This window comes from Streptomyces sp. RFCAC02 (assembly GCF_004193175.1).
In the GTDB taxonomy this organism is placed as follows: Bacteria; Actinomycetota; Actinomycetes; order Streptomycetales; family Streptomycetaceae; genus Streptomyces.
The window spans coordinates 2,792,501-2,816,731 of the sequence record NZ_SAUH01000001.1 but is presented as its reverse complement, the minus strand read 5'-3'; the positions used below and the strand labels follow the sequence as shown (position 1 = coordinate 2,816,731).

Genomic DNA, 24,231 nt, shown 5'->3' with positions numbered 1-24,231 from the left:
CGCTCGCATTGCTACGGAGGTGGAAGAGGTGGCCGATGCCGAGGTACGTGGATCACGAGGAGCGCAGAGGGCGCCTCGTCGACGCGGTCTGGACGCTCGCCGTGCGGGGTGGCCTGGAAGAGGTGACGCTCCGCAGGGTCGCCGCCGAGGCCGGCGTCTCCATGGGGCAGGTGCAGCACTACTACCCGTCGATGCAGTCCCTGATCGGTGACGCGCTCGACCGCGCTGTGCTGGCCGTGAACGCGGACATCGAGAGGGCCGTCCGGGAGGCCGGCGACGCCGGTCCCGAAGCCGTGCTCCGCGCGTGTCTGCGTGCGCTCGTGAGCCCGTCGGACGGGACTCTGCGGCTTCTGCGCTTCTCGCTGGCCGCGGCGGGCCGCGCGGTCTCCGATCCCGCGACCTGCCAGGTGCTGGCACCGGGAGGTGACGAACTGCTGACCTTCACCGCCGGCCTCATCACCGCCGCCCGACGCGACCGTGGTCGCCCGCCGCTGCAGGACGAGCGCACCGAGGCAGACATCTGCTGGTCGCTCGCCACGAGCCTCGGTGTGGATGTCGCCCTGGGGTACCGCACGCACCGGTCGGCCGGAAGCACGCTGGACCACCACATCGACCGGCTCCTCGGCGCGGGCTGAGACCGGCGGACCCGTGGCGAAGCGCGTGCGTGATCCCCAGGCGACCCGTCGTGTCGTGGGCCGGTGGCGCGCCGGTCGTCCGGAGTTCAGGCGGTTCCCCGTGCACCGGCCGGCGGGGGCCGCCGCCGCACGAGGAACGTCGATCCGTTCGACTTCGTCAGCCGGCGCCGGGACGTGCTGCTGGTCCTGTTCATCGTGGTCCGCCTGTGGGCCATGCGGCAGGGCGGCTGGCGCGCGGCGGCGTCGCGGGTGCCAGGGAATGCGCCCTCGCCGGGCACGACCTCATCGCCACCCCGCGTGCCCGGCGCCGCTACCGGCGCCTGATGCCCCGTGAACTCCGGGTTCCCGCCCTGTGGCGGGACGCCGAGCGCGCCCTCGCGTCCGCACGGCAGGCCGCCGCCCCCGCCGGCGGGCGGCCGTACGCCGTCCTCTCCGGCCGGGAGCTGCCCGAGCCGGACGGTGAGCCGTGGTGGCGCGGCCGGCCGTCTTCCGTGTCCGCGACTGGATCTCCGGCGCCTGCACGACGCGACCGTCGGCACGCCGATCGAGGGCGGCGAGGAGCCGGTGCGTCACAACGACTTCCCGTCCCTCGATGTCGCCTTCGTCGGCGCCTCCCCGTCTCCGCGTTCGACTTCGGTCAGGGGCGCCCCCGGCCCCGCGTCCGTGCCGCCGCCTCTGCGGCCCGGCTGTGGTTGCTCGGCGCCGGGATCGCCGTGGGCCGGACGGCCGCTCCCGCGCGCGTTCCCCGACCTCCACGGGCTGCCGGCCGAACACCGTGCGCCGGACGCGTCGCCGGCCCCGAGGCCTGGCCGCACCGGGAGATCGCCCGGCCGCGGGAGCACACCGACGCCATCGACCGCGGCCTCACGCCGGCCCGGCTCAGTCCACCGTTCTCGCCCCGCGCGCCGCCCACACCAGCAGAACGGCCGCGAGCGGCCAGCACCGCGCGAGCGCGCCGAAGGCCGCGCCGCCGTCCCCGGTCAGGTACGGCGTGAGCACCAGGGCCAGTCCACCCGCCGCGACGAGCTGCCCCGCCATGCGCCAGACCAGCAGCGTCACGGTGCCGGCCGCGCCCATCATGCTGCGCAGCAGCAGCCACGGGGGAGTCGGCGGCCGGTACGCCGCCACCAGCGCGCCCGCCACCATCACCGGCACCGCGCCGAGGACGAGCACGAGCACCGGCACGTCCGTGGCCGGCGCGAGCAGAGCGGCCACCGGGAGCCCCGGAAGCAGCAGCACGAGCACCGGCACCACGGCGTGCAGCGCCGCGAGGGCGGAGCGTGAACGGGGCCACCACAGTCGCGCCCGTGCCGGGTCCGCCGCGTCGAGACGGGCCGGCTCCAGCAGGACCCCGGCCCCCATGGCGCCCAGAAACCCCGCGACAGCGGCCAGGAATCCCTGCCCCGCCCCCGCCGTGACGAACACCCCCGCGAGCAGCATCCAGGCCGTCACGACCCGCCGTGGGCGCGACGCCAGCCCCACCACGTCCCGCCACAGCACGGCCGCCCACAGCACACGAGGCGGGCGCAGACGCCGCAGCACGCGCGGTACGTGGGTACCGGTACTCCCCACCCCGTCCGCCACGGCCGTGCGCGCCGCCCGCAGGTCCAGCGACAGGAGCCCGGCGACCGCCTGCCCGGCCGCACGGGAACGCGCCCGCAGCACGGACGCCGGTACGCGTTCCACGGCACGTGTCATGGGCAGCAGCACGGCTCCGGTGCAGCAGACCAGCAGCACTGCCGCGAGGGGCCAGGCGGGGGCGTGGAAGCCCGTGGCGGCCAGACCCGGCTGTGCCGCCCACCCCCAGGGACCGGACCACAGGACGGCGGTACGGAGCGCGCCGGGCAGGAGGACGTCGTTCCCCGGTGCCCCGGAAACGCCGAAGCTCTGCACCGCCGCCGTGCCGAGGAGCAGCGCGCACAGCAGGGCCGGTCCCAGTAGCAGGCGTACAGCCCCCGCTACGTAGGGGAAGCGCTGTACGGCCAGCGCCCCCGCCGTGGAGAGCAGGGCGAGGCAGACGGCGGCCGGCACCCAGGCGAGGACAAGAAGGCCGAGCCCGGCCAGCCGGGAGGCACCCAGGACCAGGGCCACAGCGAGCCCGGCCAGCAGCGCGGCCAGGGCGTTCAGTCCCAGCGACAGCAGAAACCAGGGACGTACCAGGGGACCGCGGGGAACGGGCAGGGGCAGCAGCCAGTCCGCGTCGGCCCGCGGCATGGTCACCGGGCCGCGCCACAGCGCGTCGGCCAGAGGGACGCAGACCGCGGCGAGCGCCAGGGCGGGGGCCGCCCACGGGAGTGCGGCGCCGATCTGCGCGGCGTGGTCGGCGAACGGGCCGCCCCGGTCGATCTGCGCCACCAGCCCGGCGCCGTACAACCCGTACCAGCCGCCCAGCACCATCACGGTCACGTACGCCGTGTACCCGGCCCTGCGGCGGCGTGCCGCGCCGCGCCGGGCGCGCAGCCACGGGCGTATGTCGGGCGGCGCCGAGCCCGTCACGATGCGGCGGGGACGCCGTCGGTGAGGACGAATGTCCGGTCGGCCAGGGCGGCGGCGAGCGGGCGGTGGTGCGTGACGAGCAGCAGGGCCGTACCCGAGGCGACGCGGTCCGTGAGGGCGGCGGCCAGCCGTTCCCGCGCGGCCGGGTCGAGACGGGCCTCGGGCTCGTCCAGGAGCAGCAGGTCGGCGGGGCGCAGGAGCGCGGCGGCGAGCAGGGTCTCCTGGAGCTGCCCCGAGGACAGCTCCGTCGGCAGGGCGTCGGCGCGGCTGGTGAGCCCGTGCGCGGCCAGGGCCTCGGTGACGCGCAGTTCCGCGTCCGGCACGCCGTGGCCGGTGGCGACCAGCTCCAGGTGCTGCCGCACGGTGAGGTCGGGGTAGCAGGCGAGAGCATCGCCCGCGACGGCGACCCGCGCGCGGACCCGGGGGTCGTTCTCGTCCATGGGGCCGCCGTCGAACGTGACGCTGCCCGTCGTGGGCCGGTCCCGTCCCGCGGCGATGCGGAGCAGCGTGGACTTGCCCGATCCGTTGCGGCCCAGCAGCGCCACGCACTCCCCGGGGGCCACGTCGAGGTCGAAGGGGGCGAGCACCTGGCGCTCCCCGCGGACCCGGCTGACTCCGGCCAGACTCAGCAGCGCACCTCGGTGACTGTGTGTTCCGGTGTCGTCGCGGATAGTCATGAAAACTGTGGCTCTGTGTAATGAACCGAGTGCATGGTGCTGAACTCCGGGGGGTGGGGTGTGAGGCGCGGCATATGGCGCCGGTCACCTACGGGTGTCGATCGTAGGCGGGGGCCGGTGGGGGTGGTGCGGGGGCGGGGTGTGGGGGCCGGATGGCCCGTGCCGGTCTTCGGGTCCCGCTCGTAGGTCACCTCGTTGCCGCCTCCGGGAGCCGCCTCCCACCATGGCGATCGTCCGGAACCACCAGGTATGTCCCGATCTGGAACGAGGTGCGTCCCATGACCGCGAACACCACCCCCCGCAAGCTCACCCTCGCCGGCGTCCTGACCGCCGGCACCGCGGCCGCGGCCGTCTCCCTCATCCCCGGCACCGCCCAGGCCGCCCAGAACGACTCCCCCACCGTCGAGCGCGTCGCGGAGCAGACCACCGCCACCGCCTTCACCCCCACCGACACCACCGACACCACCACCCCCGCCAAGCCCCACACCGCCGACACCAAGACCGCCGACACCAAGACGACCGACACCAAGACGGCCGACAGCAAGACGGCCGACAGCAAGACCGTCGAGGACACCGCCTCCAGCGCGGACGTCGGCACCGTCGGCCGCGGCGCCCACTACACCGACGACGGCACCCTCGTCACCATCGACCGCACCGACCAGCCCTCCCCCGAGCCCGCCTCCCAGGACGACATCGAGGACTGGATCAACGAAGCCCTCGACGTCATGAAGAAGAACGACATCCCCGGCACCTACGACGGCATCTACAGCAACCTCATGCGCGAGTCCAGCGGCGACCCCCTCACCATCAACATGTGGGACACCAACGCCCACGAGAACATCCCCTCCAAGGGCCTCCTCCAGGTCATCGACCCCACCTTCGAGCAGTACCACGTCGACGGCACCAGCGAGAACATCTACGACCCCGTCGCCAACATCGCCGCCGCCTGCAACTACGCCGCCGACCGCTACGGCTCCATGGACAACGTCAACAGCGCATACTGACCACCCCCCCAGCACCACCCCACGCGGGCCGGCCACCCCGGCCCGCACCCGCATGTCCGGGATCACCACCCCAGCTCGTCGCACCCCCGGTGCCCGGCCGGCTCGACCTGCAGCGTCGCGTGCGCCACCCCGTGCCGGTGCCGCAGGACGTCCCGCGCGCGGTCGAGCACGGCGTGGGTGTCCGCCTGCTCCCGCGCCACCAGGTGCGCCGTCGCGACCGGCATCCCCGAGGTCAGCGTCCACAGGTGCAGATCGTGCACATCCGTGACGCCCTCGATCCCCGCGAGGTCCTCCGTCACCGCGTCCAGGTCCATGCCCTCCGGGGCGTGCTGCGCCAGCACCGCCAGGACCTGCCGCCCCAGCATCAGGGCGCGGACGACCACGAAGCAGCCGATCGCCACCGCGACCGCCGTGTCCCACGCGGCGTGCCCCGTGGCCGCCACCAGCCAGCCCGCGACCAGCACCCCGACGGACCCCGCGGTGTCGGCCACGACCTCCAGGTACGCGCCCCGCACGTTCAGGCTCTCCGCGGCCCCGGCCCGCAGCAGCACGAGCGCGGCGACGTTCACGGCGAGGCCCACGGCGCCCACCACGAGCATCGGCCCGCTGTCCACCCCGGCGTCACCGCCGTCGCCGATGCGCCCGATCGCCTGCGCCACGATGTACACGGCCACCCCGCACATCAGCAGCACCGCGAGCCCGGACGCGAAGACCTCGGCGCGGTAGGAGCCGTACGTACGGCGTCCCGTCGCGTCCGGCCGGGCCGCGATGCGGGTCGCGACCAGGGCTGCACCCAGGGTCACGACGTCGGCGGCCATGTGGCCCGCGTCGGACAGCAGGGACAGCGAGCCGGCGGCGAGGCCCGCCGCGAGCTCCACCAGGAAGAACGCGGCGATCAGCGCGCAGGCCACCGCGAGCCGCCACCGGTGCCGCCCGCTCGCGGAGAGCGCGGCGGCGCCGTGGTCGTGTCCGTGCCCCATCAGCCGTGCTCCCCGTGCCCGTCGCAACTGTCGGGAGCGGCGTGCCCGATGTGCTCGACGGCGAGGTCGAGCAGCGTCGCGACATGCGTGTCGTCCAGCCGGTAGAACGCGACCCGGCCCGCCCTGCGCGCGGCGACGACGCGGTGGGCGCGCAGCAGCCGCAGGGCGTGGGAGGTCGCGGACTCGCTCAGCCCGGTGACGGCGGCGAGGTCGCGGACGCACAGCTCGCCGTCCCGGAGGGCGACCAGCAACCGGAGCCGGCCCGGGTCGGCCATCAGACCGAACACGTCCGCCGTGTCGGCGATGTCCCGCGCGGACGGCATGCGCGCGGCGACGGCCCTGACCCGCTCGCCGTCCACGACGTCTGAAGAGATGTTCACATGTGAAGAGTGGGGCCGCCCGGGAGCCGCTGTCAAAGGCGGTGACGACAACCGTTCCCCTTGTCGTCACCGCTCGTGCCCGCGGGGGCGCGCTCCGCATAACGACTGACACACCGTCAGAATGCGAGATGCGGCACATCCCCCCGCCGGGATGCCCCGGTTGGCCGTGATGCGCGCCGAATTGCCCGGCGGGTTTTCCCGGTTGCTTGCCGCGAAGGCTTGGAATCACACGCCTCCGTCTATTAACGTTCGATAACGCAGCGCGGTCGTCAGTGCCGTCGCGAGGGCGGCACCGTGCTGCGTCGCCGAATCCGGCGTGCGGAACAACTGCACTCGAAGGAACCGGGGAACCAACCACCTGGGGTGAATCGGACAGCCGCAGGCCACCGCCGTCGGCCGCCCGTAGGAGACCTTCCTGCTCCGAACCCGTCAGCTAACCCGGTAGGCGAGGGGAAGGAAAGGAGAACGCCTCCGTGGCGTCGAACCGGCATGCCTCCGTCGAGGACACCCGCCCCGGGGCGCACCTCCTCGATCCGTACGATCTGCACGACACGGCCGTCCGCCCGGCGCACGGCACGCACGGCATCGCCCACCAGCACAGCGCCTTCGGCGGCTCGTACGGCACCTACGGCAGCCACCCCGACCTCCCCCCGGCGCACCCGACCGACATCGCCGACACGGCCGATGCCCCGGCGTACTTCGGCCCCCTCGCCACCGACGACGAGCCCCGCACCGAGTGGAACCCGAGCGAGGAGACGCTCCTCCCGCTCCGCGGCCGGCACCGTGTGGCGCGCAAGGGCGGCGGCACGATCGCCCGCAGCCGGGCCGTTCTCGGCGTCGGCGTCATCGCCGCGGTCGGCGCCGGCGGCATGGCCTCGGCGAACGACGACGGCGCGGCCGCCGTCCCCGGCGTGGACGCGGCGGCCGACCAGCTCCGCGCGATCCCCGTCGTCGGCGACATGCTGCCCGACCCGGGCGCCGACTCCGCCGCCGATGAGGCGGCGGACGAGGCCGCGGCCGAGCAGGCCCGCGAGGACGCCGGTGCCGCGCTGCGCGCCCGTATCCTCCAGCAGGCCGATCAGCAGGAGACGGCCGTCGACACGCGCACGGCCGCGGCCGCCCTCGACGCGGCCCGCGAGGCCGCCGCCGAGGAGGCCGCCGCCACCGCCGAGGCGGAACGCCAGGCCGCGGAGGAAGCCAGGGAGCGCGAGGAGGAGGAGCGGCGTCTGCGCGAACTCGCCGCCAGCTACACCCTCCCCCTCTCCGACTACCGCCTCAGCTCCGGCTTCGGCCAGTCCGGCACGATGTGGGCCTCCAACCACACCGGCCAGGACTTCGCCGCCTCCACCGGTACCCCCGTGAAGAACATCCACACGGGCACCGTCCAGGAAGCCGCCTGGGCCGGCTCCTACGGCTACCGCGTGATCGTCGAGCTGGAGGACGGCACCGAGCTCTGGTACTGCCACCTGTCCTCGATGAGCGTGTCGGCCGGCCAGTCCCTCACCACGGGCGACCAGATCGGCCTGGTGGGCTCCACCGGAAACTCGACGGGCCCCCACCTCCACGTGGAAGTCCGCCCCGACGGCGGCGACCCGATCGACCCCCTGACCTGGCTGCGCAACCTGGGCCTCTCCGTCTGACGAGGACACGACGCGCCGATGAGTGCTCGGGTGCCCTGCTGCGGGCACCCGATGCCTCCGCTGAAGGCGTGTGCAAGACGACCCCGCCGTACCGAATCAACTGATCGTCTGCCGGTCGTATGATCTCTCGGTCTCGGGTTCTAGGGTGGCGGCATGACCGTTGCTCTGCGTCCCGTCGGTGATCTCCAGGTCTTCCCCCTCTGTCTGGGCGGGAACGTGTTCGGCTGGACGGCGGACGAGTCGGAGTCGTTCGCTGTCCTTGATGCCTACGCGGACGCCGGCGGCAACATCGTGGACACCGCTGATGTCTACTCCGCCTGGGCTGACGGCAATTCGGGCGGTGAGTCGGAGACCCTGATCGGCCGTTGGCTCGCACGCCGCGGCCGGCGCGACGATGTTCTGATCGCGACGAAAGTCGGCAGTCACCCGGACTTCCGCGGTCTGTCCGCGTCCACGGTCAAACGCGCAGCCGAGGCGTCTCTGCGCCGTCTCGGCACGGACCACATCGACCTCTATTACACGCACTCCGACGACGAGTCGGTTGAGGTCCCGGAGATCGTCACAGCACTCGACGCCCTCGTGCGCGAGGGCAAGGTCCGTGCCCTTGGCGCCTCCAATATCTCCGCCACGCGGCTGCGGGCGTCACTGGACTTCGCGTCCCAGGAGCGCATGGCCCGCTATGTGGCGATCCAGCCGCGCTACAACCTGGTCTCGCGCGAGACGTACGAAGGTGATCTCGCGGCCACAGCAGCCGACCACGGTCTGGCGGCTCTGCCGTACTCGGCCCTGGCATCCGGCTTCCTCACCGGCAAATACCGCCCCGACACCACGTGAGCAGCGCCCGCTCCTCCCGCGCGGCCGGACACCTGGCGACGGAACGGGGCCGCCGCGTCCTGGCCGCCCTCGACGACATCGCGACCGCTCACGGAGCAACGCCGACAGCGATCGCACTGGCATGGCTGCGGACCCAACCGACGATCACCTCACCGATCGCGAGCGCGCGCACACCAGAACAGCTCCAGGCACTCCTGGAGTCAACCACGATCACCCTGACCCCCGACGAGTCCACAACCCTGGCCAACGCCTCGTCGCGCCAGTGAAGCTACGAAAGGTGGCTGAGTCATGGCGAACTCGACTACTCGCACTGCCCTCGGTCAGGTGCTGAGCGACATAGCACGGTCCTATGACAGGACCGCTGGAACGAAGAAGGGCATATATGCGCAAGACCTTCTGCGCTCCATATCGGATATGCCGCTTCCTCTTCCGGCTGGCGTACGTGCGGCGGGTTTCGGTGGCAATGGGGCGGCTGCTTTGTCTCCCTGGGTTGGAGTGTTCAACCCAGACATCTCAAATAGCTCTAGTCAAGGACTCTACCTAGCTTACCTCTTCAGTCCGGACCTTAGCGCGGTGACACTGTCGCTTCAGCAGGGAGTGGAAGGCCTGGAGAAGACCCTTAAAAGGGGGGTTAGGTTGCAGCGGCAGCTTCGGGAGAACGCGCTTGCGATCCAGCGAGGAATTCTCGGAGAGGCTCTAGAGGGGTGGGATTCCCAGCTCGTTTTGCAGTCGCGCCCGCAGGATTGGCGGCTGCGTGCCTATGAGGCGGCTAGTGTCGCCGCCAAGCGTTATGACCTGGCTGATCTACCCACTGAGAAGACCTTGGCGGCGGATTTGTGGGCCGCAGTCGATCTACTTGATTCGGCTTCGCGTGTCGAGATTGGCCCTGCGGTACACGAACCGGGGGAAGCATCGCCTACTCGACGCGATCCGACGCCGAATCGCGGGTGGGGTGCTCCCGGGACTATGAATTACTTCAAGCCGAAAAATGACGCGGATTACCTCGCTCGCATCGCGGAACGGACTCTCCGTAAAAAGCGTCGGCATGAGGCCCTCATACGCGAATTTGGCTCCTACGTTTACCTGCGTGGATTCACGCCGATAACCGAGAAAGTTCATCCGCGTGATCTAATCTTGAAGAGGGAGTTCGATAGTTGGCTGATTGAAGCGAAGGTCATCAGGGAGGGCAATGTTACCGTTGCGGTCCGTGAAGCGGTGGCGCAGTTGCTGGAGTATCGACACTTTATTCGGGACGAGAGGAGAGAACCGCGACTGGTCGCTCTTTTCACGGACGAGATAGGTATTTACTCCTCCTATCTAGAACATCTCGGGATCGGCTCCGTCTGGAAGACCACAGGCGGTTGGCTGGGCTCACGGTCGACTGAGAAGTGGGACATCGTCGATCCGCAGCCTCTATACCCGTGAGCGAGCCCTTCAGGAGACCGGCGCCGCTAGAAGATGTTCACCTCGGTGGTGTCTTCGTGTCATGTGGGGCACCCTGTTGTGCGTCGTTCGTCGTGCAGGGTCGGGGGTATGAAGTTCAGGCTGCGGCCCGGCAGTGTCGCGCGTGCTGAGGATCTGTTCACCCCGTGTGTCCGTGAGTGTGCCGCGTATGTGGCCGGTGGTGGCCGGGATGCGGCGCTCGTCGCCGCGATCGGTGCGCTGGTCGTCGAGCACTCCGCCCATGAGCCGTCCGCCGAGCGAGCCTTCGACGCCCTGCTGCGGGCCGGGCAGTGCGCCCTCGACGCCGGGGAGGTGCGGCTCGCGCGGCGTGTCGCCGATTCCGCCGTCGCCCTGCGCAGCCGGTCCAAGGGGGCGTGGCGGCTCCGCGGGGGCGCGCTGGAGGCGGACGGGCGGGAGACCGAGGCCGTCGAGGCGTACGAGCGGTACCAAGACCTCGCCGGTGGCGGGACCGAGGACATCGCCCGCCGCGTCGCGCTGCTGCGGGAGAAGCGCGCCGCGCTCACCGCGGCCGACGCCGTCGTGCCGGACGCGCTGCTGCGCGAGCGGCCGGCCGCCGACGTGCGGGCCGCCCTCACCGCCGAGATGGAACGCCGCCTCGCGGAGACCGGCGCGGCCGACCCCGGCACGCGCCTGCTGGCCGAGGCGTTCGGCACCTACAGCAGGCTCGCCACCGACGGCCGGATGGACGATCCGCTGCTCGGCGGCGGCGCGCCCATAGGAGTCGGCGACTTCCGGGGCCAGGTCGAGGGTCGCAGCGTCGTCGTCGTGGCGAACGGCGAGGGTGTCGCGGCCGGCGGGCTCGGGGCCGAGATCGACCGGTACGACGTGGTCGTGCGCCTCGACTCGTTCCGCACGCACCCCGAGGGCACCGGGAAACGCGCCGACGTCCACGCCGTCTCGCACCGCAGCGACGGCCCCGGGTGGCGCAGGACCGTCACGACGCGCCTGGTCCTCGCCGACAAGCCGTCCGAGTGGCGCACGGCGGTACGGGAGCGGCTCGTGCCCGGCGCGCAGCAGTACGTCGGGGACCGCACGCTCGCACGCCCCGTCCGCGACCCGGCGCTCATGGGCGAGTCCCGGTGGGCCGTGGACGCGAGCACGGCGTTCACGGTCGCGCGGCTGCTCGATTTCCTCGACGTCAGCGAGCGCGTCGACCTGGTCGGCTTCGGCCTGCCGGGGCAACTGCGCCCCGAGGAGGCGCAGTGGATACGCGCGCACGCCCGGCGGACGGACGGCCTCCTGACCTCGCTGCGCTGACCCGCCCCCCGGCCCCGCCGTCCTCCGGCCGCGGCCCGCGACCACCCCGGTCGCCGAGCAGCCACAGGCGGTCGAGCAGGGCGCGTTCCGCGGCGGGGAAGGTGTCGCCGGCGGTGCCCCGGTCGGCGCGCTCGCGCAGCAGCGCCAGCTCGGCCGCCGCGGTCTGGTACGCCGCGACGGCGCGCGCGCCCGCTGCACCGGCGCGTCTGCGGGCCGCGCGCCGCTTGCGCGCCCGCTCGCGCATCGAGCCGAGCGCCGCTGCCTCGCCCGCGCGCAACCACCCGGCCTCCTCGTACAGGGGGAGCGTGCGGCGGACGGTCCGCAGCTGGCGCCGGCGCTCCCGCACCGCGAGGCGGCTCAGCAGCGCGAACACCGGCAGCATCACGAGCGTGTAGACACCGGCGAAGCCGAAGAACGACAGGGCCGTCGACGCGTTCCACACGGCGTGCAGCCCGAACGCGGCGGCGAAGCCCGCCAGCGGTACGCCGAGCCGCCACCGCGACCGGTCGCCGGCGGGCAGGGTGCTCGCCAGCCCGATGGCCGCCCCCGTCAGCGCCGTGAACACGGGGTGCGCGAACGGCGCGACGAGGATGCGCACGAAGAACGTCACCACCGCGGCCGAGTCCGGGCCGCCGGTCGTGCCCGCGAGCCGGTCCTGCGTGACGGCGCTGCCGAGGTACAGCACGTTCTCCGTGAAGGCGAAGCCGGTGGCCGACACCCCGGCGGTCACCAGCCCGGCCAGGACGCCGTGGAACGCCAGCGGCCGGTACCGGAACAGCGCGACGACCACCGCCGCCTTGCCCGCCTCCTCCACCAGGGGCGCGCCCACCGTGAGGTAGAGCATGTCGTCGTGCGCCGGCGCGACGGTCGCCGAGGCGCCGGTCAGCCAGCGCAGCAGCACGCCGTTGGCGATGAGCGTGAGGAACGTCGCCGCGCACGCGCCCCACGCGAAGGCGAACGCGAGGGTGCCGCGCGGTTTGGGCGCGACCGCGTCAAGCCGCGTGAAGACCAGGGCGATGAACGGCAGCGGCAGCGTCGCCAGACCCACCCCGGACAGGAATCCCTCCGCCCCCGCCTCGTGCCGGATCACCAGGGCGACGATCACGGCGCACAGCGCGAGCGCGAGCCCGAGCAGCACCGCGGACGAGGGCGGGGGAGAGGGGAGCGGGGGACGCGCGTGGGGCACGCGGCCGACTCTACGGTCTGCTCGCGCGCCGTCGACAGACCGCGCACGGAACCGGCCGCGCGCCGCCCGTCGCGCCCGGCGCGCGCCGCGCGGGTCAGGGCAGCCGGCGGAAGACGAGGTCGCGCACGACGTGCCCCTTGGCCAGCCCCTGCCGTTCGAAACGGGTCGGCACGCGCCCGGCCGCGCGCGGCGGGGCCCAGCCGCCGTCCGGGGCGGTGTTCTCGAACGACGGGCTGTCGGTCAGCACTTCCAGCATGCGTTCGGCGTACGGTTCCCAGTCGGTCGCGCAGTGCAGCAGGGCGCCGGGGGCCATGCGGGAGGCGGCGAGCTCGGTGAAGTCGGGGCGGATGATGCGCCGTTTGTGGTGCCGCGACTTCGGCCACGGGTCGGGGAAGAAGACGCGCACCCCGGCGAGCGCGCGCGGGGGCAGCATCTCGCGCAGGAGGATGACGGCGTCACCGTTGGCGACGCGCACGTTCGTGAGCCCGCGCTCCTCGGCGAGGCGGAGCAGGTTGCCCTGGCCGGGGGTGTGGACGTCGCAGGCGAGCAGGCCGGTGCCGGGGTTAGCGGCGGCCATCTCCGCGGTCGCCTCGCCCATGCCGAAGCCGATCTCCAGGACGACCGGCGCGCCGTCGAACAGGGCGTCGAGGTCGAGGACCCGCCGCCCGTCGACCTCGATGCCCCAGCGCGGCCACAGGCGCAGCAGCGCGTCGCGCTGGGCGGCGGTGACGCGGCTGCGGCGCGGCTGGAAACTGCGGATGCGGCGGTCGAAGCGGTCCCCGGCCGGGTCGGCGGCGGGGCCGGTGCCCGGCGGGAACATCGCGCCGGCCCGGCGCGGCGGCTCGGGGGTCTGGTCGGTCACAATGCGCCCGATTGTACGGTCGCGCCCCCGCACGCCCCGTACGCGCCGGGCGCGGCCGTACGCGCCGTCGTGCGCCGCTGACGTACCGTCATGAGCGGGTCCCGCGGGGCGGAACCGATACGACACGTATGGTCGTCGGATGATATGACGTGCATCTGCACGGAGACGGGAGAGGCAGGGAGCCGGGGGAATGGCGGACGACGCCGAGGGCCGGATCGGCCTGGTGGCCACAGTGGGGGTACTCCTGTTCGGGCTGCTGACGGTGTTCGTCGTCGTGTTCAGCCGCCAGGACGGCACCGCCGCCGAGTCCCTCGAGGAAGTCGCGGACACCCGCCCCACCGAGACCGCCAACGCGCCCCCCGAGGCCCTGGCCCGCGTCTGGGACGCCCCGGCCGTCGCCCTCGGCGAGGACGCGGACGTCACCGCCGACCCGGCGGGCACCGCCGATCCCGCCACCCGCCTGTGGCTGTCGGAGCGCGCGATCACCCTCGTCTCCCCGGCGGGCGTCACCGCGTACGGCACGATCGACGGCGCCGAGCTGTGGTCCGTGCCGCCGCCCCCGGGAGCCGGCCGGCCCTGCGCCGCCTCCGACGGCGTCAACGACTCCGGCGTGGGCGCCGTTCTCTACACCACCGAGGAAGGCGACTGCGCGCTCCTCGCCGCCCTCGACACCGACACCGGCACGCTCCCCTGGTGGAAGGACCTCACCGACACGGACGGCGAGGACGCGCCGGACACGGACACGGGCACCGGCTCGGACGAGCAGCCGGCCACCCCGGTCGACCCGGCCGCCGTCACCCTGACCGCGGGCGAGCAGACCATCACCGTGAACCTGGACGCCGAGGGCACGGTCGCCGGCTTCCACCGGTTCGACGCCGCCGCCGGCACCGAACTGCCGCTCCCGACACCGCCGCCGGACCAGGCCCCCTGCGCGGAGGGCGCACAGGCCAGGACCGAGGCCGTGGGCCACGCCGGCTCCCGCGTCGTCGAACTCGTCCGCTGCGTCCCCGCCGACGCCGGCACCGGGCGCGACACCGAGGGCGACCCGGGCACCGACCCCGCCGGCACCGACGGCGGCACCGGGACCGCGACCGGCACGGAAACCGCCGGCGACCTCCTCCTCAACGCCTACACCGCCGACACCGGCGAGCTGGAGTGGACCCACCCGGCCGCCGACGGCTCCACCCTCACCTTCTCCGCCCTCCTCGCCGGCGACCCCGTCATCCTCCGCCAGGACGACGAACTCGTCGTCTACGCGGAGACGGGCGAGGAGGCGTGGCGCATGCCCCGTCCGGACCGCCGCCCCGTGGCCGCCGGCGAGATCCTGTGCGTGCTCGGCGGCGGAGGTACGGGGGAGACGGCGGACGACGGCACCCTGCCGGTCACCGGCTACGGGCTGGACTCGGGCACCGTGCTGTGGGAGACCGCGCTCGACGACGCCCCCCAGTTCTTCGGCACGGACGCGAACGGCGGCCTCCTCACCGGCAGCGTGCAGGGCGACGCGCTGTGGCTCGCCACCGTCGACCCGGCGGACGGCACCCCCCGTCCTGGCCCGGTCGTCGAACTCCCGGCCCACCGCGTCGGCGACCGTCAGTACATGGCCCGCGACGAGTACCAGCTCTACCTGCTGTCGACCGTCGAGACGGACGAGGGCCCCGCCCTCAGCCTCAGCGCGTTCGAACGCTAGGACGCCCCCGGCGCGGTCAGCCGCCGCCGTCGGCCCCCCGCCGATCGGCCGCTCGTGCCGCTGTCATGTGCGAGGTCATGCCGGAGAAGCGAGGAGCACGCGAGCCTGCTCCTGCAACTGCCGCACCAGCGGCTCGTGCCCGTACGGCGCGAGACGGTGCAGCAGGTCCCGTACGTAGTCCGTGGTGCGCGCCGACGATATGCGCCCGGCTACCTCCACGGCCCGCGCCCCGACCGCGCACGCCTTGTCCAGGTTGCCCGACTCCAGCTCGGCGACGGCCGCCACCACGAGCCGCAGCCCGTGCGAGCGCACGAACTCCTCCGTCGGCTCGGACAGCGCCTGCTCGGTGAACCGCCGCACCTGCCCCGGGACCTTGAGGTCGATGTAGCACTCGGCGGCGTCGGCGGCGAGCCGGTCGTGCTGGTAGAAGTCGAGCCAGCTCGGGTCGTCGTCGGTGTCGCGGGACCGCTCCAGGAAGCTCTCGGCCGCCGCCAGCGCCTGCCCGCAGCCCTGCGCGTCGTGCGCCTTCGCCAGCGCGCGCGCCTCGACCAGGTGGAAGAAACTCATGGTCCGGGCGGTGGCGAGGGAACGGTTGCGCTCCAGCGCGGCCTGCGCGAGGTCGACCCCCTCCTCGGCGAACCCCCGGTACGTCGCCTGCAGCGACATGGACGCCAGCACGTACCCGCCGAGCGGCGCGTCCGCCGCCGCCCGCGCCAGCCGCAGTGCCTGGATGTAGTACCGCTGCGCGGCCTCCTGCTGCCCGGTGTCGAACGCCATCCAGCCCGCGAGGCGCGTCAGTTCGGCGGTCGCGCGGAAGAGCTGCCGCCCCACCTCGTCCGAGTAGCTGCCCTGGAGGAGCGGCGCGGCATCCGTCCGCAGGCACTCCGGGACCATGGACGAACGCCAGTCCCCGCCGCCGTACTTGGAGTCCCAGCGGCGCGCCTCCTCGGCCGCCTCCCGCAGCTTGGCGACGTCGGAGTGGCCCACGCGTCCGGCCGCCCCCTCGGTGGGCCGCGGCGCCTCGCGCGCCACCGACGCGTCCGCCTGGCTGATGAGCCACCGCGACACGGGCCCCGCGTACGCGCTGACGGCGAACGATCCGGCCAGCGACTGCCAGATGCCCTTGCCCGGCGCGACGTCCAGCCGGTACAGCTCCGTCGCCGCGTCCACCGCGCCCGCGATGTCGCGCGGGAACGACAGGCCCACCTCGGGCGCCGGATCGGTGTCGGCGAGCCCGATCTCGTGCAGCGGGACGGGCCGGCCCAGCTTGCCGCTGATGGCCGCGGCTATGAGATGCGGCGCCGACCCCTGCGGCACCATTCCCTTGGTCACCCAGCGGGCGACGGAGGTCTTGTCGTAGCGCAGCGTCAACCCCCGCTGCGCGCCCAGATCGTTGACCCGGCGGGCGAGACCGGCGTTGCTGATTCCCGCAAGGGCGAGAACCGCGCCCAGCTTCTCGTTCGGCCCGCGTTGTTCTCTGGACATGCGCGCACCCCTGACACACCCAACGGCGGCCCCACGACCAGTGCGGGGCCTCTCCGTACCTCCGCCAACCCAGCGTAGTTCGGCGCCTCCTGACCGTTAAGGGGGTGAATCCCGGTTGGCGTGTTTATGACCGTACGGGCGTGCGAGCGCTGCCCCGTCCAGGGAACGTGCTCCGGCTATGTGGCCGTGCGCCCGGCCGTGCGCTCTGTCCGGCCGCGGGAGGCGGCGCTTCCATGGGCACCGCGTGGGTCGGCCCGCTGCCCTCACGGAACCGGCGGGCCGGGGGTTGCCGCCGCCCCATTCCCCGCGGGTGGCGGACCGGCCCGGGAGGCGGTCGGCGTCTCCCGGGCCCTGAACCGCGGCGTCGCCCGGCAGGGTGCCGATCGGCGCGCACCGGTCACACTTTGGCCGAAAATCGCCCGCCCCCACCGGGGCGCGCGCAGCCCGTCGCGCGCACCGTCGCGCGCCCCCGTCCGTCCGCCACGCGGTGCGAAGGACCCCACCGCCGTGCCCCGTTCGCGTTCGCCGCATGGCAGCATGGGCGCAGGCACCTGCGCGACGGCCCCACGCCCGCGGACGGTCCACGGACCCCCGCGTACGTTCCCGGGAGTGACCGGAGCGCCCAACTCACCGGGGGAGGCGGCGATGCGATGGTTGGTCGGCTGGTGCGGAGCCACGGCCGGCGCCGCCCGTGACATCCAGCCGCTGGGCGCCCATCTGCTGTGGAACGGCCCCGACCCCCTCTGGGCGGTCGGCGACTGGCGCCCCGACGAGATCCGTCTCGTCCAGGCCGACGGCGACACGCACCTCGCCGTCTTCGGCCACTGCGGCGCCGACGACGCCACCCTGCGGCGCTCTCTCGTCTCCGCGCGCGCCGGCGCACTCCGCCAGCTCACGCTCTGGCCCGGCAGTTACACCGCCGTCGCCCGGTTCGGCCGCCGCACCGTCGTCCCGGCCGACCTCGCCGGCGTCCGCCCCGTCTTCCACACCGACTGGGCCGGCGGCTCCGCCTACGCGACGGCCGCCCTGCCCCTCGCCGACCTCACCGAGGCCCAGCTCGACGTACCGCACCTCGCCGCGTTGCTGGCCGCGCCCGAGGCGCCCGAGGCCACCGGCGACGGCACCCCGTACCGCGGTGTCCGCCGCGTGCCGCCGGGCCACGCCCTGATGCTCCGTGAAGGCGGCGTCCGCGACATCGTCGACTACGAGCCGGCCGTCCCCATGGTCGTCGCCGCACCGCCCACCGAACGGGAGGTCGCCGTCGCCGGCGTGCGCGACGCCCTGGTCGAGGCCGTCCGCAGCCGCCTCGCCGCCCCCCGGCACGCCCCCGCCACCGACGGCGGCCCGGTGCCCGGCATGGGACCGGCCGACCGCGGCGGCCGGCACGCCGAGCCCGCGCCCGGCGTCGGCGCCGACCTGTCCGGCGGCAGCGCGTCCGCCACCCTCGCCCTGCTCGCCGCCGGCCTGCCCGGCATGCCCGGCACGGTCTTCGGCACCGGCGCCACCCAGGCCGGCGAACGCCTGCTCGCCGTCACCTTCAACGACCTCACCGCCCCCGCCGCCGGGACGCCGGGCGCCGCCGCCCGCGCCGCCGAACTCGAACGCGCCCGCGCCATCGCCGAGAGCCCCCGCCTCCACCACGTCGTCGTCACGGGCGGCGAGGAGGCCCTGCCCTGGGCCGGCCTCGACACCGGTCCCCTCACCGACGAACCGGGCCCCGCCCTCGTCACCGCGTCCCGCCACCGCCTGCGCCTCCTCGCCGGCAGCGCGGACCACTTCGTCGGCAGCGGCGCGCGCCATGTCCTCGACGCCCACCCGGCCCGCCTCGCCGACCTCCTCATCGACCGCCGCCGCCGTTCCCTCGTACGGCCCGTCACGGCCCTCGCGCGCGCGACGGGCGGCGGGAGCCGTTCCGTCACGGTGCCGCTCACGATCTACCGCGCCGCGCGGCGCCTCGCCCGAACCCCGTACCCGGACGGCCTCACCGGCGCGGCCGTCGCCCTGCGCACACCGGTGGCCGCCGACCCGTTCACCGACGCGACGCACGACGGCGCGCTCGGCGCCTCCCTCGCCGCGCTCGCCTGGTGCCGCCCGGGGCCGGCCGCCCGGTGGCTGACGGGGGAGGCACTGGCGGAAGTATCGATTCGGCTCGAAGCGGTGGCGGCGCGGCCGCGCTCGGCCGCCGGCACGGGCCGGCCCGGTGTCCGCCGCGCCCGCGCCGCCCTGGCCCGCAGCGCCGCCGACCACCGCGTCCTGGAGCAGGCCGCCGAGGTCCGCCACCAGCGGCTGCACGCCCCCTTCTACGACAATCAGGTGGTCCGCGCCTCGCAGGCGCTGCCCGAGTCGCTCCGCGTCCAGCCGGGGGCGCGCGCCGATGTGCTGCGCGCCGTCCTGGAGGGCGCGGGCGTCCGCGCCCTGCCGCCCGGCTGGGGCGCGACGACCCAGGCCGCGACCCACGGCGAGGCCGCACGGCTCGGCCTGCACGCCCACATCGGCACCCTGGTCGACCTCTTCGACGCCCCCCTGCTCGCGGACGCCGGCCTGATCGAGGCCCGTGTCGTCCGCAAGGCCCTGCGCGCGGCCGCCGAGGGCGAGCGCCTCCCGCTCGACGGCCTCGCCGAGCTCGTCTCGACCGAGGTGTGGCTCCGCCGCCTCCTCGCACGCCGCGGCTCCTGCTGGACCGCCGAGGGCCACCGCGACCCCCGCGCGGTGACGAGCGGCGTCAGCCCCTGAGCCCCCGCCCCCACGCGGGGCGCCCGTGGCCCCGGTCCCGGAACGCCGTTCCGACTCGGACATGTCTGACGACACCAGGCGGCCGTGCCCCGCGTACCGGCCGTCCCTGCGACTCGGCGCCGGCGGCCCGCCGTGTCAGCCGCATTCGATGACGCTCTCCGCCCACGCCGCGGGCGCCAGCAGGCCGAGCAGCCCGTGCGGACGCACGGTGAGCCGCATCTCCGCCACCCCGTCGAGCGGCACCTCGACCGGCGCCCCCGGGGCACCGGCGGCGAGCACCGGCGAGCGCCACAGCTCCACGCCGTCCCCGTACACCGCGAACTCGGCCGCCCCGAGCCCGACCGTCCGGTCGTCCAGGCCGGCCACCGCGCGGAAGACGGCGCAGGGCCGGTTCAGGTCGATCGTCACCGAGGACGCCGCGCCGACGGAGACCCCGTGCGCGTACGCCGTGCCGCCGATCGACAGCCCGTCCGACCGCCGCCACACGGGCGTGCTGCCCGCGACGCGCACGGTCGGCGCGTCACCGTCGCCCGTGAGGTCGTACGCGAGGGCACGCAGCTCGTACGGCGTCGGCCCGGGCGCGGGCGGCGGGGGAGTGGGCGACGGGGACGGGTCGGGGGCGGCAGGCTGTGTCGTCTCCTCGTCCGGCCGGGGCGCCGGGGGCGCGTCGGGGGTGTGTTCCGGCGGCTCGGTAGGCTCCGGCGCGGCCGTCTCCTCCGCCGGTTCACGGGTCCGGGACGGCCCGGGCTCCTCGGCCGGCCGGTCCGGCGGCGCGGGGTCCGCCGGCTCCGGCCGGTCCGGAAGCGCCGGCGCCGACGGCAGCGACTCGGGCCGCGCGGCCTCGTCCGGCCCCCGCTGCCCCGCGAGCGCGAACGCCAGGGCGGCGGCCAGCGCGGTCGCCACCACCCCGGAGGCGATCCCCGCCTTCATCGCCCCGCCGATCCCCTGGAGCGCCCCGGCACCGCCCCCGCCGGAGCCGCCCCCCGCGGCGGCCGCGGCACTTCCGGCAGCCGCGGCCGTACCGCCCCCGGCCGCCCCGAGCCAGGCCGCGGCACCGGCCTGCGACCCCGCGGCGAACCACCCGATGAACGCCACCGGCAGCAGCGCGCCCAGCTCCGCGTTCAGCAGCCGCACCTCGCGCGCGGCCGTCGCGCAGTCCACGCACTCCTCCAGGTGCCGGCGCAGCCCCCGCTCCGCCCGCGCCCGCAACCCGCCGCGCGCGTACGCCCCGAGCCGCGCCGCGTACCGCGCGCACTCACCGCCCGCCCGCGCCGAACGGCCCACGTGCTCCTGCAGGAACGCCTGCCGCAGCCCCTCCCGCGCCCGGTGCGCCAGCACCGCCGTCGCGTTCGGCGTCAGCCCGAGCAGCGGCGCGACGTCGCGCGGCGACGCCTCCTCGACGGCCGTGTGCCACAGCACCGTCTGCCACCGCTCCGGAAGGCTGCGGAACGCCCGCACCGCCATCGACGCGTCGGCCTCCCGCATCGCCCGCACGTCCGCCCCCGCGGTCGCCGCGCCCCCCACCGCGCGGCCGGCCTCCGCCTCCACCGCGAACACCGCGAAGTCCTCGACCAACTGCTCACGCCGCGCCGTACGCGCCCAGTCCGCCGCGACCCGCCGCACCGACGCGAGCAGGTACGCCCGCACCGAAGCACGCGGCCCCGCCCCGCCCCGCACGGCCTGCAGCGTCGCCGTGAACACCTCGTTCGTCAGGTCGTCGGCCGTGTCGGCGTCCCGGCAGCACGTCCGCGCGTACCGGCGCACGGACGCCGCATGGCGCCGGTACAGCTCGTCGTACGCCCCCATGTCGCCCGAACGCATCCGTTCGACGAGTGCGAGGTCCCCGGGACCGGCCGCCTCGTGCTCCCGACGCTGCCGCGGCACGGTGGAACCGCCGCCCTTCCCCTCAACGCCCATGCCCCGCCGCCCCCGTCATGTCTGCCAGCAGCGGTCAGGGTGACACGCACACCCACCCGTGCACGCCATACCGCGAGGGAGACCACTCTTCCGGGGGGATTCCACGGCGAACGCCCGCGCGGCCGCTCCCGCGCGGGCTCATCACCGCGCCGCTCAGCGACCGTTCGCCCGCAGCCCCCGCAGCAGGATCCGCAACAGCCGCTCCTCCGCCGCCGACTGCCGCACCGGGTCAGCGACCCGCGGCGGCGACGCGGCTATGACCAGCATCAGGTCCGCCACCGTCACATCCGCCCGCAACTGGCCCGCCGCACGCGTCCGCTCCACGAGCTGGCCGACGGCCGAGAGCAGCTCACTCGTCCCCGCGCCCCGCTGCTGCGGAACGCCCACCACGTCCGCCCCGCCGGCCGCGACCGCCTCCGGCACACCGGCCGACAGCAGCTCCGGCGGCAGCAACCGCCCCGCGCCCCCCGCGGCCGAGTGCTGCACGAACTCCTCCAGCGCGCTCCACGGCTCGTCCGCCGCCGCCAGCGCCTCCCGCGCCCTGGCCGTCAGACGCTCGGTCTCCTCGGCCGCGATGTACCGCACGAGCGCCTCCTTGTTCGGGAAGCGCCGGTACACCGTCCCGACACCGACCCTCGCCCGCCGCGCGACCTCCTCCATCGGGGCGCCGTACCCCAGCTCCCCGAACACATCGCGCGCCGCGCTCAGCACATGCCGCAGATTCCGCTGCGCGTCGACCCGCAGCGGCCCCCCGTCCTCCCGGACCCCCCGGGCCGGCTCCGCCTCACCGGACACATCACCCCACCCGTCCGCCTTCCCGACTGCCCCCACAACCGATCCCCCCGATCCCCCATGACGCCGGCGGCCCGCGCCGCCCTTCCTGTTCCGCTAGCAGGCAACCTAGTTGAGCCCACTGACACCCAGCACCCGAAAGCCCCGCCCCGCCCCCCGCGCCACGCCCCCGAACGGACCACGCCGCGCACACCCTGTGGACAAAACCACGCCCCCGGGTGCCTCATGGACGGGTGACGAAGCGACCCGCGCACATCGTGGTGATCGGCGGCGGTCATGTCGGCCTCTCCACGGCCCACCGCCTCCAGCGCAGGCTGCGCCCCCACCTCAGACGCGGCGACGTCACGATCACCGTCGTCAGCCCGCGGCCGTACATGACGTACCAGCCGCTCCTCCCCGAGGCCGCCGCCGGCTCCCTCTCCCCCCGCCACGTCGTCGTCCCCCTGCGCCGTCTCCTCGCCCGCTGCCGAGTCCTCGCGGGGAGGCCACCGCCGTGGACACCGAACGCCGCACGGTGACCGTCCGACCCCCGGCTCCCCGCCACACCGCCACCCGCCCCGGCGGCGAACCCCCGGCGGACGCCCCCCATGTCCTGCCCTACGACGAACTCGTCCTCGCCCCCGGTTCCATCACCCGCGCCCTCCCCATCCCCGGCCTCGCCGAGAACGGCATCGGCTTCCGCACCGTCGAGGAGGCCATCGGCCTGCGCAACCACGTCCTCGAACAGCTCGACATCGCCGCGTCCACCCGCGACACCGCCGTCCGCGACGCCGCCCTCACCTTCCTCGTCGTCGGCGCCGGCTACGCGGGCGTCGAAGCACTCGCCGAACTCGAGGACATGGCCCGCCACGCCTGCCGCTCCTACCCCTCCCTCCGCCCCGACGAGCAGAAGTGGCTCCTCGTCGAGGCCACCGACCGAGTCCTCCCCGAGGCCGGTCCCGACATGGGCGCCCACGCCCTGCGCGAGCTGCGCCGCCGCAACGTCGACGTACGCCTCACCACCCGCCTCGAATCCTGCACGGGCCGCACCGCCGTCCTCAGCGACGGCACCCGCCATCCCACCCGCACCATCGTGTGGACGGCCGGCGTACGCCCCCACCCCGTCCTCGCCTCCTTCGGTGTCCCCCTGGACGACGAGGGCCGCGTCCGCTGCGCCCCCGACCTCCGCGTCGAGGACACCCCGCACGTCTGGGCCGCCGGCGACGCCGCCGCCGTGCCCGATCCGACCGCCCCCGATCCCGGAACGCGCTGCGCCCCCAACGCCCAGCACGCCGTCCACCAGGCCCGCCGCCTCGCCGACAACATCGCCGCCGTCCTCACCGGCGGCCCCACCGCCGACTACCGCCACCGGCAGACGGGAGCCGTCGCATCGCTCGGGCTGCACCGGGGCATCGCGCGGGTCCGTGGCCGCCGCCTGACGGGCCGCGCCGCCTGGCTCGTCCACCGCGTCTACCACCTCCTGCGCATGCCGACGGGCAACCGGAAGGCGCGCGTCCTCGCCGAATGGACCCTTGCGGGATTGTTCAGACGTGAGATCGTCTCCCTCGGCTCGCTGGAACACCCGCGGGCCGGATTCGAGCTCGCGGCCCGCACCCCCCGCGACCCCGAGGACGCCTGACGGCGCCCCGCCGTGTGACCATGGACGGGCCGCCGGCCGGCGGGGAACCACTGACCAGCACCACAGGACGACGCGGAACGAATCGGAACGGAAGCTGTGAATTTCACGCGCTGGGGACTCCGGCTGCCCGGAACGCAGCGGCGCCACGCCGCCTCCGCCGGACCCGACGCCGCCGGCGTACCCGCGGCCCGTACCGAGCCGCAGGCCCCGCGCCCCGCGGGCGGCCCCGGTGTGGACGCCCACGCGGTCCACGAACTGCTCGGCCAGGTCCCGGCCCCCGTCGCCGTCGTCCACGGCCCGGAGCACCGCGTCGCCTACGTGAACGACGCCTACGCCTCGCTCTTCGGCCCCCGCGCCCCCGGCGCCCCGGCCGGCGAGACACTCCCCGAGCTGGCCGAACTGGGCCTCCTCCCCCTCATGGACCAGGTGCAGCGCAGTGGCACCCCCCGCACGCTGAAGTCCCGCAGGGTCCCGGGTCACACCCGCGACAGCCACTTCACCTTCACGTGCACGCCCGTACGGCTGTCCGTCCCCGGTGTGCGCACCCCGCACCGCGGGGTCCTCGTCTTCGCCGCCGACGTCAC

Annotated in this window: 17 protein-coding genes, 2 pseudogenes and 1 riboswitch (1 of these 20 running past the window's edge); of the genes and pseudogenes, 10 read left to right on the top strand and 9 right to left on the bottom strand. The window is 74.6% G+C overall.

What is annotated here, in order from left to right; genetic code table 11:
* Positions 1 to 35: 35 nt before the first annotated feature.
* Positions 36 to 635, top strand: coding sequence for a TetR/AcrR family transcriptional regulator (locus EMA09_RS13070; protein ID WP_129841230.1), 600 nt, complete (start codon positions 36 to 38; stop codon positions 633 to 635).
* Between the two features lie 879 nt (positions 636 to 1,514).
* On the opposite strand, the gene EMA09_RS13060 is transcribed toward EMA09_RS13070, so the two are convergent.
* Together EMA09_RS13060 and EMA09_RS13055 are read right to left on the bottom strand one after the other, a co-directional pair.
* Complete coding sequence (locus EMA09_RS13060) at positions 1,515 to 3,131, bottom strand: hypothetical protein (protein WP_129841229.1); 1,617 nt, start codon at positions 3,129 to 3,131, stop codon at positions 1,515 to 1,517.
* Positions 3,128 to 3,808 carry an ATP-binding cassette domain-containing protein gene (locus EMA09_RS13055; protein ID WP_129841228.1) on the bottom strand — a complete coding sequence of 227 codons (681 nt, stop codon included), beginning with the start codon at positions 3,806 to 3,808 and terminating at the stop codon, positions 3,128 to 3,130. Before EMA09_RS13055 ends, EMA09_RS13060 begins: the two co-directional genes overlap by 4 nt.
* Before the next feature lie 278 nt (positions 3,809 to 4,086).
* On the opposite strand from EMA09_RS13055, the gene EMA09_RS13050 reads away from it, so the two are divergent.
* The gene (locus EMA09_RS13050; RefSeq protein ID WP_129841227.1) at positions 4,087 to 4,812 is read left to right on the top strand and encodes a transglycosylase SLT domain-containing protein; all 726 of its coding nucleotides are present in this window, start codon (positions 4,087 to 4,089) and stop codon (positions 4,810 to 4,812) included.
* A gap of 62 nt (positions 4,813 to 4,874) precedes the next feature.
* Here the strand turns inward: EMA09_RS13050 and EMA09_RS13045 are convergent, their stop codons facing one another.
* Together EMA09_RS13045 and EMA09_RS13040 are read right to left on the bottom strand one after the other, a co-directional pair.
* Positions 4,875 to 5,792 carry a cation diffusion facilitator family transporter gene (locus EMA09_RS13045; protein ID WP_129841226.1) on the bottom strand — a complete coding sequence of 306 codons (918 nt, stop codon included), beginning with the start codon at positions 5,790 to 5,792 and terminating at the stop codon, positions 4,875 to 4,877.
* Positions 5,792 to 6,172 (bottom strand): metalloregulator ArsR/SmtB family transcription factor, encoded by a 381-nt coding sequence (locus EMA09_RS13040; protein WP_240796372.1) that lies wholly within the window; start codon positions 6,170 to 6,172, stop codon positions 5,792 to 5,794. Before EMA09_RS13040 ends, EMA09_RS13045 begins: the two co-directional genes overlap by 1 nt.
* Before the next feature lie 293 nt (positions 6,173 to 6,465).
* Positions 6,466 to 6,634: riboswitch (cyclic di-AMP (ydaO/yuaA leader) on the top strand.
* 11 nt (positions 6,635 to 6,645) lie between these two features.
* On the opposite strand from EMA09_RS13040, the gene EMA09_RS13035 reads away from it, so the two are divergent.
* The 4 genes and pseudogenes from EMA09_RS13035 (at position 6,646) to EMA09_RS13020 (ending at position 11,367) form a co-directional block, all read left to right on the top strand.
* The gene (locus EMA09_RS13035) at positions 6,646 to 7,812 is read left to right on the top strand and encodes a M23 family metallopeptidase (RefSeq protein ID WP_240796371.1); all 1,167 of its coding nucleotides are present in this window, start codon (positions 6,646 to 6,648) and stop codon (positions 7,810 to 7,812) included.
* A gap of 153 nt (positions 7,813 to 7,965) precedes the next feature.
* Positions 7,966 to 8,912, top strand: a pseudogene (locus EMA09_RS13030) (aldo/keto reductase).
* Positions 8,913 to 8,970: 58 nt separating this feature from the next.
* Positions 8,971 to 10,071: a DUF3578 domain-containing protein gene (locus EMA09_RS13025; protein ID WP_168220720.1), complete on the top strand. Its 1,101-nt coding sequence runs from the start codon at positions 8,971 to 8,973 to the stop codon at positions 10,069 to 10,071.
* Between the two features lie 108 nt (positions 10,072 to 10,179).
* Positions 10,180 to 11,367: a hypothetical protein gene (locus EMA09_RS13020; protein WP_129841224.1), complete on the top strand. Its 1,188-nt coding sequence runs from the start codon at positions 10,180 to 10,182 to the stop codon at positions 11,365 to 11,367.
* Here EMA09_RS13020 and EMA09_RS13015 read toward each other — a convergent pair.
* On the bottom strand, positions 11,249 to 12,553 hold the full coding sequence (locus EMA09_RS13015) for a PrsW family intramembrane metalloprotease (protein WP_129841223.1): 1,305 nt from the start codon (positions 12,551 to 12,553) through the stop codon (positions 11,249 to 11,251). The genes EMA09_RS13020 and EMA09_RS13015 overlap by 119 nt on opposite strands.
* Positions 12,554 to 12,647: 94 nt before the next feature.
* Positions 12,648 to 13,373, bottom strand: coding sequence for a tRNA (guanosine(46)-N7)-methyltransferase TrmB (gene trmB, locus EMA09_RS13010; RefSeq protein ID WP_129844004.1), 726 nt, complete (start codon positions 13,371 to 13,373; stop codon positions 12,648 to 12,650).
* Positions 13,374 to 13,605: 232 nt separating this feature from the next.
* Between trmB and EMA09_RS13005 the strand changes: the two genes are divergently transcribed.
* The gene (locus EMA09_RS13005; RefSeq protein WP_129841222.1) at positions 13,606 to 15,102 is read left to right on the top strand and encodes a PQQ-binding-like beta-propeller repeat protein; all 1,497 of its coding nucleotides are present in this window, start codon (positions 13,606 to 13,608) and stop codon (positions 15,100 to 15,102) included.
* Between the two features lie 75 nt (positions 15,103 to 15,177).
* Here EMA09_RS13005 and EMA09_RS13000 read toward each other — a convergent pair whose 3' ends face one another.
* The gene (locus EMA09_RS13000) at positions 15,178 to 16,587 is read right to left on the bottom strand and encodes an MFS transporter (RefSeq protein ID WP_129841221.1); all 1,410 of its coding nucleotides are present in this window, start codon (positions 16,585 to 16,587) and stop codon (positions 15,178 to 15,180) included.
* A 645-nt stretch (positions 16,588 to 17,232) separates the two neighbouring features.
* Here EMA09_RS13000 and EMA09_RS12995 point away from each other — a divergent pair.
* Positions 17,233 to 19,320 (top strand): asparagine synthase-related protein, encoded by a 2,088-nt coding sequence (locus EMA09_RS12995; protein ID WP_129841220.1) that lies wholly within the window; start codon positions 17,233 to 17,235, stop codon positions 19,318 to 19,320.
* A gap of 135 nt (positions 19,321 to 19,455) precedes the next feature.
* Here EMA09_RS12995 and EMA09_RS12990 read toward each other — a convergent pair whose 3' ends face one another.
* Entirely contained in the window at positions 19,456 to 21,237 is a 1,782-nt protein-coding gene (locus tag EMA09_RS12990) for a sigma-70 family RNA polymerase sigma factor (RefSeq protein ID WP_129841219.1), read from the bottom strand.
* A gap of 153 nt (positions 21,238 to 21,390) precedes the next feature.
* The gene (locus tag EMA09_RS12985) at positions 21,391 to 22,032 is read right to left on the bottom strand and encodes a helix-turn-helix domain-containing protein (RefSeq protein ID WP_240796370.1); all 642 of its coding nucleotides are present in this window, start codon (positions 22,030 to 22,032) and stop codon (positions 21,391 to 21,393) included.
* Positions 22,033 to 22,262: 230 nt separating this feature from the next.
* Here EMA09_RS12985 and EMA09_RS12980 point away from each other — a divergent pair.
* Positions 22,263 to 23,647 (top strand): annotated as a pseudogene (locus EMA09_RS12980) (NAD(P)/FAD-dependent oxidoreductase).
* Between the two features lie 96 nt (positions 23,648 to 23,743).
* On the top strand, positions 23,744 to 24,231 hold the beginning of the coding sequence (locus tag EMA09_RS12975; RefSeq protein ID WP_129841217.1) for a SpoIIE family protein phosphatase. Its footprint extends 1,162 nt past the window's final position; only the first 488 of its 1,650 coding nucleotides appear in the window; it begins with the start codon at positions 23,744 to 23,746; its stop codon lies off the right edge, out of view.